Here is a 14856-nt window from a genome sequence, read left to right as displayed (position 1 = left end):
GCGATTCGCCTCATAACGGCTCTCCCACTCTTCAATCACCGACGCCTTGGTATAGAACCGGGGTGTGGGGAGAGTCCATTACAGCATTCAAGTCGTTCGCTTCGCTCACTGCGGGACCGGCTAAAGCCGGCCCCTTAACCAAACGTTAGGCAGCACAGGACAATCACCGTGCACTCCACCAAGTCTGAAGTTACTCTCCGCCTCATGACCGAGGCGGACTTGGGCATGCTTCACGACTGGCTCAACCGTCCACACATCGTCGAGTGGTGGGGTGGAGAGGAAGCACGCCCCAGCTTGGAGGAGGTCCGGCTGCACTATCTGCCGCGCGTCCTTGCTGAAGAAGCCGTGACACCGTATATCGCAATGCTGGGGAACGAGCCTATCGGGTTTGCGCAGTCTTACATCGCCATGGGCAGTGGTGATGGCTGGTGGGAAGACGAGAGTGACCCAGGCGTTCGAGGAATCGACCAATCTCTTGCAAACCCGACGGACTTGAACAAGGGTCTCGGGACTGCGCTTGTGCGGGCGCTGGTGCGGCAGCTCTTCTCTGATCCTGCCGTGACCAAGATTCAAACGGACCCGGCACCGGAGAACCATCGAGCCATCCGCTGCTATGAGAAGGCTGGCTTTGTGCAGCAAGGCCGCATCACAACGCCGGATGGACCGGCCATCTATATGGTCCAAACCCGGCAAGCGTACGAGGCGGCGCGAGGTGCTGCCTAACCCCTCGCTCAAGCCGACGCGCTACGGCAGCCGCCGCCTGGCCGCTCCAGGCCACAGTGGTCATTTTCCTTCCGCGGCTAGCGCGTAGGTTGGGTTGAGAAGCGTAGCGACGAAGCCCAACGCCTCCCCCCATTCCGGCCCATTCCGGCCCTGTTGGGCTTCGCTGCGCTCAGCCCAACCTACGCGCCTGAAAGACGCCCAAAAAAATCGGGCCATCGGGCCCGAAAAGTACTCCACCTTGAAGAGTTCGTTGCCGGCCCGTTGGCGGGCCGGTCAGGAGATGTCGCAGCTGGGTTACAGCAGGGTCAGGGTGTAGCTCAGGATCAGGCGGTTCTCGTCGGCATCGGTGGTGACGTTGCCGCGCTGGGTTGCGTTGCGCCAGGACACACCGAGGCCTTTCAGCGGGCCGTCCTGCAGGGCGTAGTCGAGACGGAAATCGCGCTCCCATTCCTTCAGGTCGCCCGTGGCGGAATCGACGTTGTCGCCCTTGAGGTAGGCGACGCTGGCCTTGAGGCCCGGGACGCCGAGCTTGGCGAAGTCGTAGCCGTACTCGGCCAGCCAGGTACGCTCGCCGGCGTTCTGGAACTTGCCGATCTGGCGGTCGGTGATCAGGTAGGACGAAGAGCCGCCACCCTGGTTGAGGAAGGGGAAGGCGCTGTCGCCTTCGACCTGCTGGTAACCCAGGCTGGCGAAGTGGCTGCCCAGGCTGTAGGTGAACAGGGCGCTCCAGGTCTGGTTGTCGACCTCGCCGGTGCTGCTGTCGCCGGCACGCCAGAAGCCGGCGCTGCGGTAGCCGTCGGCACGGCCGGAGGCGCTGCCGTTCTTGCCGTCGGAGCCGCTGTCGAAGTAGCGCAGGTCGGTCTTCAGCGCGCCCGGGCCGATCGCCCAGCTGTGCACCAGGCCGAGGAAGTGCTGTTGGTAGAAGTCTTCCAGGTTGCCGTAGTAGTACTGCAGCGTCAGGTCCTTGCTCAGCTTGTAGTCGCCGCCGGCGAAGTAGAACTTGTTGGTGTCGGCGTCACCGGTGGCGCCGGCGATACGCAGGGCGATGTCGTCGGTGGAGCTGCGGGTCTTGGTGCTTTCCAGCTGGCCGGCGGTCAGGGTCAGGCCGTCGATCTCGTTGGAGGTGATCTGCCCGCCCTCGAAGGTCTGCGGCAGCAGGCGGCCGTCGTTGAAGGTCACCACCGGCAGCTTCGGCAGCAGGGTGCCGAGGCGCGCCTCGGTCTTGGACAGGCGCACCTTGGCGGTCACGCCGGCCTTGCTGTACTCGTCCACCGCGCTGCCGTCGCTATCGAGCGGGAACAGCTGGCCGGGAGTGCGGTCGCGCCCGGACTTGGTATTGCGGCCGCCGGAGTCCAGCTTGACGCCCAGCAGGCCTATGGCATCGAGGCCGAAGCCGAGGGTGCCCTCGGTGAAGCCGGAGCTGTAGTTGAAGATAAAGCCCTGGCCCCACTCGCTGGCCTCGCCGTTGTTGTTGGCGGTGTTCTTGGTGTTGAGGTCGTAATAGAAATTGCGCAGGCCGATGCTTGCCTTGCTGTCTTCGATGAAACCGGCGGCAGTCGCTTCGCTGGCCAGTGCGGCCAGGGCGACGGCCAGCGCCAGATTGGACTTGTTCATGCTCGATGCTCCAGGTGCTGTGTGTGCTGTTATGGGTTTGGCACTGCACAGGGGCTCGGCAGGACAGCGTACTTGGCGCAGGCCTCGGCGGATTGGCATTAGAGCCCCTGATTCGGGCCCGATGCGGTGGTCCGCTGTCGGCTGGTGGCTAATCTACGAGACGATTGTTAATCCCTAAAAAGAATTATTTTTTACTTTGTAATTCCAAAAATGCATATAAGTTCGCGAGATGCGGGTAGGGCGTACCGGGTGGCGATACGTTCGCTTAGCAGTACGCCGTGAACGCTTCGCGGCATCGGGGAGAAAGCTGCAGCAAGCAAAAGGCGGACTGCTGGCTGCACTACGAGCGGCCGGCGTCCCGGGCCGGCCTGCGCGCTGCTCCTAAGCTAATTCCTAAAAATTATTTATTGCTGGTTTTTTAGATCGTCTAGCTTCTCCTCACCGGATCACCGGACTTCTTTCCCTAAAACTGAAGTACGCGTGATCCGCCGCTGCACCTGGCCGGCACGTGTTCGTAGCGAGAGCCGCCATGTCCAACACCCATTCCAAACGCAGCACACTGATCGCCGCCTCCCTGGCCATCGGCCTGCTTGCCGCGCCACTGGCCGATGCCGCCGAGCAACTGCGCATCGGCTACCAGAAATCCTCCACGCTGATCAGCCTGCTGAAGAGCCAGGGCACCCTGGAAAAGGCGCTGGCCGATCAGGACATTGCCGTCAGCTGGCACGAGTTCCCCAACGGCCAGCCGCTGCTGGAGGCGCTCAACGTCGGCAATATCGACCTGTCCGCCGATGTCGCCGACACCGTGCCGGTGTTCGCCCAGGCCGCCGGCGCCGACCTCGCCTACTTCGCCCAGGAAGCGCCCTCGCCCCGCGCGCAGGCGATCATCGTGCGCGAGGACTCGCCGATCAAAACCCTGGCCGATCTCAAGGGCAAGAAGGTCGCCGTGACCAAGGCCGCCGGCGTGCATTACCTGCTGATCGCCGCGCTGGCCCAGGCCGGGCTGAAATTCGGCGATATCGAGCCGGCCTACCTGACCCCGGCCGACGGCCGCGCCGCCTTCGAGAACCGCAAGGTGGACGCCTGGGTCACCTGGGAGCCCTTCCTCAGCGGCGCGCAGCAGCAGCTGCCGACGCGCATCCTCGCCGACGGCCAGGGCCTGGCCGACTACCAGCGCTATTACCTGACCAGCGCCACCTTCGCCAAGCGCCACCCGCAGGTGCTGCAGACCGTGTTCGCCGAACTGGTGAAGAGCGGCGACTGGCTGCGCGCCAACCCGCGCCAGGCGGCTGAAATCCTCGGCCCGCTGTGGGGCAACCTCGACCCGGCCATCGTCGAGCAGGCCAACGCCAAGCGCAGCTACCGAGTGCGCCTGGTGCAGCCGGGCAGCCTCGCCGAGCAGCAGAAGATCGCCGATGCCTTCTTCAATGCCAGCCTGCTGCCCAAGTCGGTGGATGCCCGCGACGTGAGCATCTGGAGCCCCAAATGAGCGCCCAGGCCCGCCTGCATCCCAGCCTGCGTGACGAGCCACTGTTCGCCGCGCACCTGTTCCCCGTGGATTTCGGCAGCCGCACGGCCAAGGTCGAGCGCCTGGCCCGGCGTCTGGCCGCCAGCGCGGTGGAGCGGGACCGCGCCGGCGGCAGCGCGCAGGCCGAACGCGAGCTGCTGCGCGACAGCGGCCTGCTGAGCCTGGCCGTGCCGCAGCAATACGGTGGCCAGGGCCTGGTGTGGCCGGAGATCTACCGCATCGTGCGCTACCTGGCGGCGGTGGACAGTTCGCTGGCCCACCTGTTCGCCTTCCAGCACCTGCAGGTGGCGACCATCCTGCTGTTCGGCAACCCCGAGCAGCAGCGCCACTGGCTGACCCGCACGGTGCAGCAGCGCTGGTTCTGGGGCAACGCCACCAACGGCCGCGACAGCGGCCTGACGCTCAGCCGGCGCGAGGAGCATTACGAGCTCAACGGCAGCAAGTCGTTCTGCTCCGGCGCGCTCGGCGCCGATGCCCTGGTGGTCAGCGCGCCACGCGGCAAGAACCCGGAGGATCGGGTGTTCATCGTCCTGCCCAGCCAGCGCGACGGCCTGGCGATCAACGCCGACTGGGACGGCTTCGGCCAGCGCCAGACCGACAGCGGCACGGTGCAGTTCGAGCAGGTGTTCGTCGACGCCAGCGAGCTGCTCGGCCCGGTCGGCGCCAGCCCGCGCACCACCCTGCGCGCCTGCCTGTCGCAGCTGATCCTGACCCAGCTCTACCTGGGCAACGCCCAGGGTGCGCTGGACGCGGCGCTGCGCTACACCCGCGAACACAGCCGCGCCTGGCCGGCCTCGGGGGTGGCGCAGGCCAGCGACGATCCGTTCATCCAGCAGCGCTACGGCGAGCTATGGCTGCTTTACCGCAGCGCCCTGCCCTTGGCCGAGCAGGCCGCCCAACGCCTGCAGAGCGCCTGGGAAAAACCGGCGCTGACCGCCGCCGAGCGCGCCGAGGTGGCGCTGGCCATCAGCGAGGCCAAGGTGCTGGCGGTACGCGCCGCGCTGGAGATCACCAGTCAGATCTTCGAGGCCATGGGCGCCCGCGCCACCAGCTCGCGCTACGGCTTCGACCGCTTCTGGCGCAACGTGCGGGTGCACAGCCTGCACGACCCCGTCGACTACAAGGTGCGCGACCTCGGCCACTGGCTGCTCAGCGGCCAGGGCCCGCGGCCGTCGCTGTACGGCTGAGCAGGAGGTGCGAACCACAGGGAATATGCATAGGAAAAAGCGTTATCTCGCATCGAACAGGGCTAACTAGCCTGAAAACTGCCCCCTCAAGAGGTCATGCACCATGAAGATCAAGTCCCTCCTCGGCGCCGGCCTGCTCGCCGTCGCCGCCCTGCTGCAGGCGCTGCCGACGCAGGCCGCCAGCGAATACCTGGTCAGCACCGACTGGCTGGAGCAGAACCTGAACGATCCCAAGCTGCGCATCGTCGAGGTCAGCGTGGTGCCCGGCGTCTACGAGCGCGGGCATATTCCCGGCGCGGTCAATTTCGCCTGGCACAGCGACCTGGTCGACCCGGTGCGCCGCGACATCGCCAGCCAGGAGGCCTTCCAGGCCCTGCTGCGCAAGGCCGGGGTGAACGACGACAGCACCACCATCCTCTACGGCGACAACAACAACTGGTTCGCCGCCTGGGGCGCCTGGGTGTTCGACGTGTACGGCGTCGATAACGTCAAGCTGCTCGACGGCGGCCGCGCCAAGTGGGAGGCCGAGGGCCGCGCCCTGGACAGCCGCGCCAGCACGCCGAGCGCCGGCAACGTCACGGTGAAGGCCGCCAACAAGGAGCTGCGCGCCTTCCTCCCCGACGTGCTGGCCGCCGCCGAGAAACGCAGCGACGTGCAGCTGGTGGATATCCGCTCGCCGGACGAGTACAGCGGCAAGGTGTTCGCCCCGCAGGGCGTGCAGGAGCTGGCGGTGCGCGCCGGCCACGTGCCCGGCGCGGTGAACGTGCCCTGGGGCCAGGCGGTGGCCGCCGACGGCACCTTCAAGTCGGCCGAGGAGTTGAAGAAGGTCTACGCCGCGGTGGGCATCGACGGCAGCAAGCCGATCATCACCTACTGCCGCATCGGCGAGCGCTCCAGCCACAGCTGGTTCGCCCTGAAGAAGATCCTCGGCTACGAGGTGCGCAACTACGACGGCTCCTGGACCGAGTACGGCAACGCCGTGGGCGTGCCGGTGACCAACCTGGCCGGTACGGTTTGGGGCGGCCAGTAGGAGCGCTGCCGGCTAAGCTGGACCTAGGGTGGATCACGCCGCACCGATCCACCCTAGGGAAGCGCTGAGAAAGCCGTCATTACTCGCTGCGCTCGCCTGTTCGGGCCGCACTGAAGTACGTTCAGCGCAAGCGCTGTCCCGCGCAGGCGGGACAGCAGCTTTATCACTGAACAGCGCTTGCGCTGGGCCGAAGGGGGGGTAATCCAGAACCTGCGGATTTCCTGGGCTCCCGCCTTCGCGGGAGTGACGATAAACGGCTTTTTCAGATTATCCCTAAGGCTCGGGCGGCAACGACCTCGCAAACAGCGGCCCGGCGCTTCAAGCCAGGGCCGCTCCCGTCATTAGGGTCGACAAGGACAACCCATGACCGCCAGCCTTTCCTCCCCTCGCGCAACGCTACCCATCGCCCTGTCAGGCCTGCTCGCCGTCGCCCTGCTCGCCGCCGCCTGGCAACTGGCCGACGGCAGCAACCAGGGCCGCGCCTTCAGCTTCTCGCTGCTCGGCGGTGCGCTGTTCGGCCTGCTGCTGCAGCGTTCGCGCTTCTGCTTCTTCTGCATCAGCCGCGACTTCATCGAACGGCGCATACCGGACGGCCTGCTCGGCCTGCTCGCCGCCCTGGCCGTGGGCACCCTGGGCTATCACGCGGTGTTCGGCGCCTTCCTGCCCGATCCCTTCTCCGGTCGCCTGCCGCCGGACGCCCATATCGGCCCGCTGAGCTGGGTGCTGGCGCTGGCGGCGACGGTGTTCGGCCTCGGCATGGCGATTTCCGGTTCGTGCCTCAGCGCCCACCTGTATCGCCTCGGCGAGGGCAATTTCACCTCGCTGGCGGCGCTGGCCGGCGCGCTGCTCGGCTTCGCCCTGGGTTTTCTCAGCTGGAACCCGCTGTACCTGGCCGCGCTGCAGCAGGCGCCGGTGCTCTGGCTGCCCGGCAAGCTCGGCTACGGCGGCTCGCTGCTGCTGCAACTGGCGCTGCTCGGCGCCCTGGCCGCCTGGCTGCTGCGCTATCGCCAGGCGGGGGCGGCGGGCGAGGTGCGCGGGCTGTGGGCGCTGCTGTTCGGCGCGCGCTGGCCGACCTGGGTCGGCGGCGTGCTGATCGGCAGCCTGGCGGTGCTGGCCTATTTCCGCGTCGGCCCGCTGGGGGTGACGGCCGAGCTGGGCAGCCTGGCGCGCACCGGTGCCGACGGCCTGGGCTGGCTGCCGGCGCGTCTGGAGGGGCTGGACGGTTTCGCCGGCTGCGCCACGGCGGTCAAGGAGACGCTGCTGTCGAACAACGGCCTGTTCGTCGGCGGCCTGGTGCTCGCCGCCTGGGCCAGCGCCCTGGCCGCAGGCGACTTTCGCCCCAGCGGCGGCGCGCCCCGCGACTGGCTGCGCGGCCTGCTCGGCGGCGTGCTGCTGGGCTGGGGCAGCCTGCTGGCGCTGGGCTGCACCGTGGGCACGCTGCTCTCCGGGATCATGGCCGGGGCGGCGTCGGGCTGGCTGTTCGGCCTGTTCTGCCTGCTCGGTATCGTCCTCGGGCTGAAGCTACGACCGCTGTTGCGGTTGGGATAAGGCGCTCGCGCTACGCCGTCTTGCCCGGCGAGGCATCCTCGAAGCGGTCGACCTGGCGCAGGCTCTTGAAGCCGAGCAGCCAGCCGCCGGTGACGGTCAGGGTGCAGGCGCAGCCGATCAGCGCCGCCGGCACCACGCCGAACCAGGCGGCGCTGGTGCCGGCGCGGAACTCGCCGAGCTCGTTGGACGAGCCGATAAACAGCATGTTCACCGCGTTGACCCGGCCGCGCATGGCGTCCGGGGTGGAGAACTGCACCAACGAGGAGCGGATGTACATGCTCACCATGTCCGCACCGCCGGCCACCACCAGCGCGGCGAACGACAGCCAGAACAGGCTGGACAGGGCGAACACCAGGTTGGCCACACCGAACAGCGCCACCGCAGCGAACATGGTCAGGCCGACCCGGCGGTTGAACGGCTTCATGCTCAGGTACAGGCCCACCGTCACCTCGCCGATGGCCATGGCGCTGCGCAGCAGACCGAGGCCGGTGGGCCCGACTTCCAGCACCTCCTGGGCGTAGATCGGCAGCAGCGCCACCACGCCGCCGAGCAGCACGGCGAACAGGTCCAGGGAGATGGTGCCGAGGATGATCGGCCGCGAACGGATAAAGCCGATGCCGGCGGTGAAGCGCGCCCAGGCCGTGGATTCCAGCGTCTGCATCTTCTCCGCATAGCGCACCGGCACCAGCGGCAGCAGCGCGGCGCCGGCGAGGAAGCCGAGCAGGCACACCGAGTAGGTCAGCCCGCCGCCGCCGATGGCGTACAGGCCGCCGCCCAGCACCGGGCCGGAGATGGTCGCGCCGCGCATGATCATGCTGTTGGCGGCAATCGCCGCGGCCAGGCGCTCGCGCGGCACGATCTGCGGCAGCAGGCTGGACAGCGCCGGCCCGGTGAAGGCGCGGGCACTGCCGTAGAGCACCAGCACGGCGTAGTACCCGCTCACCGGCGCCTCGCTCAGCGACAGCCAGAGCAGCGCGGCGGCGCACAGGCCTTCCACCAGCCAGCTGAGCAGGAGGATCAGCTTGCGGTCGAAGCGGTCGATCAGGTCGCCCGCCGGCATCAACAGCAGCAGCATCGGCACGAACTGCGCCAGGCCGACGTAGGCCAGCGACAGCGGGTCGCGGGTGATGTCGTAGACCTGCCAGGCGACCACTATGGCCTGGATCTGCATGGCGAACACCGCCAGCAGGCGCGCGGCGAGAAAGGGCAGGAAACCGGGGAGGCGGTAAACGGAAACGGCAGCGGACACGGTGCGAGCCTCGGGGCATGACCGGCGGGTGCCGGTCGAGGTGAGCCGGGCAATCTAAGACAAAGCGCAGCAGCGGGGCAAACGGGCGAACAGGCTGTTGCGCGGGTTGCGCCATGCAGCGGCGGGGTGGCTTCACGCTGGTCGCGGCTAAAGCCCCTGCCACAAGCGCCTGCCGTGGGAGGGGCTTTCGACCGAGCCGCAGCGGCGAGGCAAGCACTGCTACCCCGGCCGGCCGGGAGCGGGTTTAATGCCTGTATTTGCCGGACCATCACCATGCCCCTGAGCCCCGCCGAACTCGCCCGGATCAGCGCCCTGACCCTGGCCCATTACCAGGACTGCGCCGAGGATTTTCGCGAGGGCACCCGCGATCACGACGTCAGCCAGAACGTCGCCGCGCTGCTCGCGCATATCCAGGCCGAGCCGCCCTACCGGATTCTCGACTTCGGCTGCGGCCCGGGGCGCGACCTGCGCACCTTCGCCGCCCTCGGCCACCAGCCGGTCGGCCTCGACGGCTGTCCGCGCTTCGTCGAGATGGCGCGGGCGGACAGCGGCTGCGAGGTCTGGCTGCAGGACTTTCTCGCCCTCGACCTGCCCAGCGCGCACTTCGACGGCATCTTCGCCAACGCCAGCCTGTTCCACGTGCCGGACCAGCAGTTGCCGCAGGTGCTCGGCCAGTTGCATGCCGCGCTGAAACCCGGCGGCGTGCTGTTCAGCTCCAACCCGCGCGGCGACAACCAGGAAGGCTGGAACGGCCCGCGCTACGGCGCCTACCACGACCTGGCGCACTGGCGCGCACGGCTCGAGGCCGCCGGCTTCGTCGAACTGGAGCACTACTACCGCCCCGCCGGCCTGCCGCGCGAGCAGCAGCCCTGGCTGGCCAGCGTCTGGCGGCGGCGCTGAGCACAGGCTTGACTTGCCGGTCAGCTATTGCCCAAGATGCCGCCTCCCCCTCAGCCAGCGCGCCAGGGCCGACAGCCCTTGGCGGCATCGCAGGCCACGCGCTATATAGAAAACTAAACAACGCCACGGAGGCGCCATGTTCAGCTCCCGCCATCTGCTGTTCGTCCTGCTGCTCGCCGGCGCCGGCCCGGCCCTCGCCGCCGAGGTGCAGGTGGCCGTGGCCGCCAACTTCACCGCGCCGCTGCAGGCCATCGCGCCCAGGTTCGAGCAGGCCACCGGGCACAAGCTGGTCGCCTCCTTCGGAGCCACCGGGCAGTTCTATGCGCAGATCAAGCATGGCGCGCCCTTCGATGTGCTGCTGGCCGCCGACGACAGCACCCCGGCCAGGCTGGAGAGCGAGGGCGATGCCGTGCCCGGCTCGCGTTTCACCTACGCCATCGGCAGCCTGGTGCTGTGGTCGGCCGACGCCGACACCCTCGACGGCAGCCCCGCCGCCCTGCACGCCGGCGCGTTCACCCACCTGGCCATCGCCAACCCGCAAGCCGCGCCCTACGGCCTGGCCGCCATCCAGGTGCTGGAAAAACTGGGCCTGCACGAGACGCTGCGGCCCAAGCTGGTGGAAGGCCAGAGCATCGCCAAAGCCCTGCACTTCGTCGCCACCGGCAACGCCGAGCTGGGCTTCGTCGCCCTGTCCCAGGTGTACCGGAACGGCCAGCTCAGCAGCGGCTCGGCCTGGATGGTGCCGCAGGCGCTGTACGATCCGATCAAGCAGGACGCGGTGCTCCTCAAGCAGGGCGCGAACAACCCGGCCGCCGCCGCACTGCTGGAATACCTCAAGGGCCCGGAAGCGGCCGCGATCATCGAATCCTTCGGCTATAAGCTGTAATCGGAACTCCGCATGCCGCTGTCCAAGCACGACCTCGACGCGATCTGGCTGACCCTGCAGCTGGCCTCGCTGACCACCCTGCTCCTGCTGCTGATCGGCACGCCCATCGCCTGGTGGCTGGCGCGCACCCACTCGCGGCTGAAGCAGCCGATCGGCGCCATAGTCGCCTTGCCGCTGGTGCTGCCGCCGACGGTGATCGGCTTCTACCTGCTGGTGAGCATGGGGCCCAACGGTTTCATCGGTCAGCTGACCCAAAGCCTCGGCCTGGGCACCTTCACCTTCAGCTTCACCGGCCTGGTGATCGCCTCGGTGTTCTACTCGCTGCCCTTCGTCGTGCAGCCGCTGCAGAACGCCTTCGAGGCCATCGGCCGCGCCCCGCTGGAGGCCGCCGCGACCCTGCGCGCGGGGCCCTGGGACGCCTTCTTCAGCGTGGTGCTGCCGCTGGCCCGCCCCGGCCTGATGACCGCCGCGGTGCTCGGCTTCGCCCATACCGTCGGCGAGTTCGGCGTGGTGCTGATGATCGGCGGCAATATCCCCGGCAAGACCCAGGTGGCCTCGGTGCAGATCTACAACCACGTGGAAACCATGAACTACGCCCAGGCCCACTGGCTGGCCGGCGGCATGGTGCTGTTCTCCTTTATCGTGCTGCTCGCGCTCTACTCCGGGCGTGCCGGCAAAGCGAGGCTGTGGTGATGTTCGGTTTCGCCAGACCCGCGGCCCCCGCCGTGACGGACGACGGGCGCATTCGCGCGCGCTTCGTGGTGCAGCACCCGGGCTTTCGCCTGGACGTCGACCTCGACCTGCCGGGCCGCGGCGTCAGCGCCCTGTTCGGCCACTCCGGCTCGGGCAAGACCAGTTGCCTGCGCTGCTTCGCCGGCCTGGATCGCCCGCAGCAGGGCTATCTGCAGGTGGCCGGCGAGCTGTGGCAGGACAGCGCCAGCGGCCATTTCCTGCCGGCGCACCGGCGCGCCATCGGCTACGTGTTCCAGGACGCCAACCTGTTCCCCCACCTCAGCGTGCGGCGCAACCTGGAGTACGGCCAACGCCGCATCCCCGCCGCGCAGCGCCAGGTGGCGCTGGAGCAGGCGCTGGAGCTGCTCGGCATCGGTCATCTGCTCGAGCGTTTGCCGGCCAGCCTGTCCGGCGGCGAACGCCAGCGCGTCGGCATCGCCCGCGCGCTGCTGACCAGCCCGCGCCTGCTGCTGATGGACGAGCCGCTGGCCTCGCTCGATCTCAGGCGCAAGCTGGAGGTGCTGCCGTATCTGGAGCGCCTGCACCAGGAGCTGGAGATTCCGGTGCTCTACGTCAGCCACGCGCCGGACGAGGTGGCGCGCCTGGCCGACCACCTGGTGCTGCTCGACGAAGGCCAGGTGCGCGCCAGCGGCCCGCTCAAGGAAACCCTGCTGCGCGCCGACCTGCCCTTCGCCCTGGAAGACGACGCCGAGGCGGTGATCGACGGCCGGGTCGCGGGCCACGACGCCGCCTACCAGTTGCTGGAGCTGCATCTGCCCGGCAGCGAGGCGCGCCTGCGCCTGCCGCATGCGGCGCTGCCGGTCGGCCATGGGGTGCGGGTGAAGATCAAGGCGCGCGACGTCAGCCTCGGCCTGCAACGCGCCGAGGGCAGCAGCCTGCTCAACCTGCTGCCGGTGACGGTGGACGACTGGCGCGCCCTCGACTCCCAGGTGCTGCTGACCCTGCGCCTGGGCGAGCAGCGCCTGCTGGCGCGGATCACCCGCTACTCCTTCGACCAGCTCGGCATCCAGGCCGGCCAGGCGCTGTGGGCGCAGGTGAAATCGGTGTCGCTGCTCGCGCCTTAGGTTGGGCTGAGGAGCCTGCTACTAAGTCCAACGGCTGCGCTGGAGCGCAAGGCGGAGGGATCGCCGGGCGGAGTGCTGCGGATCGCCGGGCAGGTGCCGCGGATCGCCGGGCGGAGTGCTGCGCACTCCCTGTTGGGCTTCGCTGCGCTCAGCGCCAACCTACGCCCCCGAACCGGCCAGTTCGCGCCGGTATACCTGCGGAAAGCCCGGTGCGCATGGCCTGGGCGGCCCCGCGACACCCTAGGAGATGCCCGGTAGCTGCAGGTGCTGCGGCCCGATCTCGGCGCTGCCGGCCAGCAGCAGGGCGAAGTGGATGACGTTCTCCAGCTCGCGGGTGTTGCCCGGCCAGCTGTGCGCCTCCAGCACGCTCTGCGCTGCGGGGCTGATCGGCGGGATGGCCAGGCCCAGGCGCTGGGCATGGCTGCCGAGGAAGTACTCGGCCAGCGGCAGGATGTCGCCGACCCGCTGGCGCAGCGCCGGCAGCTCGAGCAGGCCGTCGCCCAGGTAGGCGTACAGGCGCTCGTCGAAGGTGCCGGCGGCCACCGCGCGGGCCAGGTCGATGCTGCTGGCCGCCACCAGCCTGACGTCCACCGGCAACGCCTGACCGGCGCCGACGCGGTACAGCTCGCGGGTTTCCAGCGCGGCGAGCAGCTTGCCCTGCAGCGGCCGCGGCAGGTCGGCGATCTCGTCCAGGTAGAGCGTGCCGCCGTTGGCCGAGCCGAACCAGCCGGCGCGGCTGCTGGCGCCGCCGACGTGGGCGCCGGCGACGTGACCGAACAGCTCGGCCTCGCCCCATTGCGGGCTGATGGCGCCGCTGCTCACCGCCACGAACAGCCCGCCGCGCTCGCTGTGGCGGTGGATGTAGCGGGCCAGCAGCTCCTTGCCGGTGCCGGTCTCGCCGCGGATCAGCAGCGCCTGATTGCCCGGCGCCAGGGCCTCGGCGCGCTCGCGCAGCTGGCGCGAGCGCGGGTCGACGAATACCAGCGCCTTGGCACGGATGCTCAGCGGGCTCTTGTCGACCTCGGCGAAGGTCAGGGCTGGCGCAATGTTCGGCGAAAACGGCATGTCCTGGGGCTCCGAAACGGCGGGCGAATAAAACGGTTATGTCTGCGTTAAGGAAACTCTGAAATCACCGTCGTTCCCGCGCAGGCGGGACAGCAGCTTTATCGCTGAACAGCGCTTGCGCTGGCCCGCAGGGGAATAATCCAGAACCTACGTAGTCCTGGGCTCCCGCCTTCGCGGGAGTGACGATAAATGGCTTTTTCAGAACCTCCTTAAGTGTTGGGAGTAGGTACAGCCAATAAAAATGAGGCGGGCGGCTGCCTGACCCGATCCCGCCTCGAAGAGGGTCTAGGGCTGACGAATCAGGCGCGCAACCGCGCCTGCTGCTCGATCCGCCCCTGCAGGCGATACAGATAGCCGAAGCCCTGCTCCCAGTGGCGATGCCCGGACTTGACGTTGATATGCCCGGCACCGCGCAGGATCGCCGCTTCGCTGCCCCACTGCCGGGCCAGCTCGAGGGCCCGCGCGGCGCTGGCCGCGGCGTCGTTGTCGGAGCCGATCAGCAGACTGGGAAATGGCAGCAGATCGCGCGCAATGGGCGCGAAGTTCCGCAGCGGTTCGGGGCAATCGGGCCGCTCGACATCGGCCGGCGCCACCAGCAAGGCGCCACGCACCCGGCGCAGCAGCTCGAGCGGCGCCTGCGCCGCCCAATGCGCCACGGTGACGCAGCCCAGGCTGTGGGCGATGAGGATGGTCGGGCGCGGATCGGCCGCCACGGCCTGGTTCAGCGCCGCCACCCAATCGCCACGTCGGGGGTTGAGCCAGTCGGCCTGCTCCACCCGCGCGCTGTTCGGCAGGCTGCGCTGCCAATGGCTCTGCCAGTGCTCCTCGGGCGAGCCCTGCCAGCCCGGCAGGATCAGATAACGGATTGCTTCGCTGCCCATGACGGCACCTCCTGAAGTCGAATGGCGCCAGTCTAGGCAGCATGGATCAACTCTAAAAAGAATAAGAATTTATTTGCTTATTCCATTAATTCGGAAATCTAAATATTCCAAAAAGATCTATAAATGTTCTTAAACAATATTTTTAAGAATATTTCGGCCTCTCTACTATCCGCTCCACGCCAGCCAGACGCTGCGGCGCCCGACAACCTAGGAACCTGGAAATGACCGCGACGCTGAGAAACCTCGAAGGCCAGGACGAAGCCGTGATCCTCCGCGAGATCCAGACTGCCCTGCAGGGCCTGAAATTCGGCTCGGTGGAAATCACCGTGCACAACGGCCAGGTGGTGCAGATCGAACGCAAGGAAAAGTTTCGCCTGCAGCCGCCCGGCAGCAAGAACGCCTGAACCAAGCAAGCAGCCCGACTGGAC

14 protein-coding genes are annotated in these 14856 nt (G+C 68.0%); 10 read left to right on the top strand and 4 right to left on the bottom strand.

Features of this window, described 5'->3' with window-relative positions:
- The first annotated feature begins 168 nt into the window (after positions 1 to 168).
- A complete protein-coding gene (locus tag ACIGFL_RS23370) occupies positions 169 to 723 on the top strand; it encodes an AacA4 family aminoglycoside N(6')-acetyltransferase (protein WP_082457930.1) in 555 nt (184 codons plus the stop codon).
- A 294-nt stretch (positions 724 to 1017) separates the two neighbouring features.
- Here the strand turns inward: ACIGFL_RS23370 and ACIGFL_RS23365 are convergent, their stop codons facing one another.
- Entirely contained in the window at positions 1018 to 2337 is a 1320-nt protein-coding gene (locus tag ACIGFL_RS23365; RefSeq protein ID WP_397498729.1) for an OprD family porin, read from the bottom strand.
- Between the two features lie 529 nt (positions 2338 to 2866).
- Here ACIGFL_RS23365 and ACIGFL_RS23360 point away from each other — a divergent pair.
- The 4 genes from ACIGFL_RS23360 (at position 2867) to ACIGFL_RS23345 (ending at position 7630) form a co-directional block, all read left to right on the top strand.
- On the top strand, positions 2867 to 3826 hold the full coding sequence (locus ACIGFL_RS23360) for an aliphatic sulfonate ABC transporter substrate-binding protein (protein WP_397498728.1): 960 nt from the start codon (positions 2867 to 2869) through the stop codon (positions 3824 to 3826).
- Positions 3823 to 5052, top strand: coding sequence for an acyl-CoA dehydrogenase family protein (locus ACIGFL_RS23355; RefSeq protein WP_397498727.1), 1230 nt, complete (start codon positions 3823 to 3825; stop codon positions 5050 to 5052). Before ACIGFL_RS23360 ends, ACIGFL_RS23355 begins: the two co-directional genes overlap by 4 nt.
- Before the next feature lie 103 nt (positions 5053 to 5155).
- Entirely contained in the window at positions 5156 to 6082 is a 927-nt protein-coding gene (locus ACIGFL_RS23350) for a sulfurtransferase (RefSeq protein WP_397498726.1), read from the top strand.
- A 363-nt stretch (positions 6083 to 6445) separates the two neighbouring features.
- Positions 6446 to 7630 (top strand): YeeE/YedE thiosulfate transporter family protein, encoded by a 1185-nt coding sequence (locus ACIGFL_RS23345; RefSeq protein ID WP_397498725.1) that lies wholly within the window; start codon positions 6446 to 6448, stop codon positions 7628 to 7630.
- A gap of 10 nt (positions 7631 to 7640) precedes the next feature.
- Here ACIGFL_RS23345 and ACIGFL_RS23340 read toward each other — a convergent pair whose 3' ends face one another.
- Positions 7641 to 8879, bottom strand: a complete 1239-nt coding sequence (locus ACIGFL_RS23340; RefSeq protein WP_397498724.1) for an MFS transporter — start codon at positions 8877 to 8879, stop codon at positions 7641 to 7643.
- A 273-nt stretch (positions 8880 to 9152) separates the two neighbouring features.
- Between ACIGFL_RS23340 and ACIGFL_RS23335 the strand changes: the two genes are divergently transcribed.
- The 4 genes from ACIGFL_RS23335 to modC all read left to right on the top strand — a co-directional run bounded on the left by ACIGFL_RS23335 (position 9153) and on the right by modC (position 12482).
- Complete coding sequence (locus ACIGFL_RS23335) at positions 9153 to 9779, top strand: class I SAM-dependent DNA methyltransferase (protein ID WP_397498723.1); 627 nt, start codon at positions 9153 to 9155, stop codon at positions 9777 to 9779.
- A gap of 136 nt (positions 9780 to 9915) precedes the next feature.
- Entirely contained in the window at positions 9916 to 10665 is a 750-nt protein-coding gene (gene modA / locus ACIGFL_RS23330; protein ID WP_397498722.1) for a molybdate ABC transporter substrate-binding protein, read from the top strand.
- A gap of 12 nt (positions 10666 to 10677) precedes the next feature.
- Complete coding sequence (gene modB / locus ACIGFL_RS23325; protein WP_021443764.1) at positions 10678 to 11358, top strand: molybdate ABC transporter permease subunit; 681 nt, start codon at positions 10678 to 10680, stop codon at positions 11356 to 11358.
- A complete protein-coding gene (modC, locus tag ACIGFL_RS23320; RefSeq protein WP_397498720.1) occupies positions 11358 to 12482 on the top strand; it encodes a molybdenum ABC transporter ATP-binding protein in 1125 nt (374 codons plus the stop codon). The genes modB and modC overlap by 1 nt, the downstream gene beginning before the upstream one ends.
- A gap of 240 nt (positions 12483 to 12722) precedes the next feature.
- On the opposite strand, the gene ACIGFL_RS23315 is transcribed toward modC, so the two are convergent.
- Both ACIGFL_RS23315 and ACIGFL_RS23310 read right to left on the bottom strand, forming a co-directional pair.
- Positions 12723 to 13547: a sigma 54-interacting transcriptional regulator gene (locus ACIGFL_RS23315; protein WP_397498719.1), complete on the bottom strand. Its 825-nt coding sequence runs from the start codon at positions 13545 to 13547 to the stop codon at positions 12723 to 12725.
- Positions 13548 to 13846: 299 nt separating this feature from the next.
- Positions 13847 to 14428, bottom strand: a complete 582-nt coding sequence (locus ACIGFL_RS23310) for an RBBP9/YdeN family alpha/beta hydrolase (protein WP_397498718.1) — start codon at positions 14426 to 14428, stop codon at positions 13847 to 13849.
- 221 nt (positions 14429 to 14649) lie between these two features.
- Here ACIGFL_RS23310 and oscA point away from each other — a divergent pair, with 221 nt between their 5' ends.
- Positions 14650 to 14832 carry a sulfur starvation response protein OscA gene (gene oscA / locus ACIGFL_RS23305; protein ID WP_021444048.1) on the top strand — a complete coding sequence of 61 codons (183 nt, stop codon included), beginning with the start codon at positions 14650 to 14652 and terminating at the stop codon, positions 14830 to 14832.
- Positions 14833 to 14856 lie beyond the last annotated feature (24 nt).

This window comes from Pseudomonas sp. NPDC077649 (genome assembly GCF_044542855.1).
In the GTDB taxonomy this organism is placed as follows: domain Bacteria; phylum Pseudomonadota; class Gammaproteobacteria; order Pseudomonadales; family Pseudomonadaceae; genus Aquipseudomonas.
Note: the sequence above shows the minus strand (reverse complement) of the source record. Positions and strands in the feature narration are given on the sequence as shown.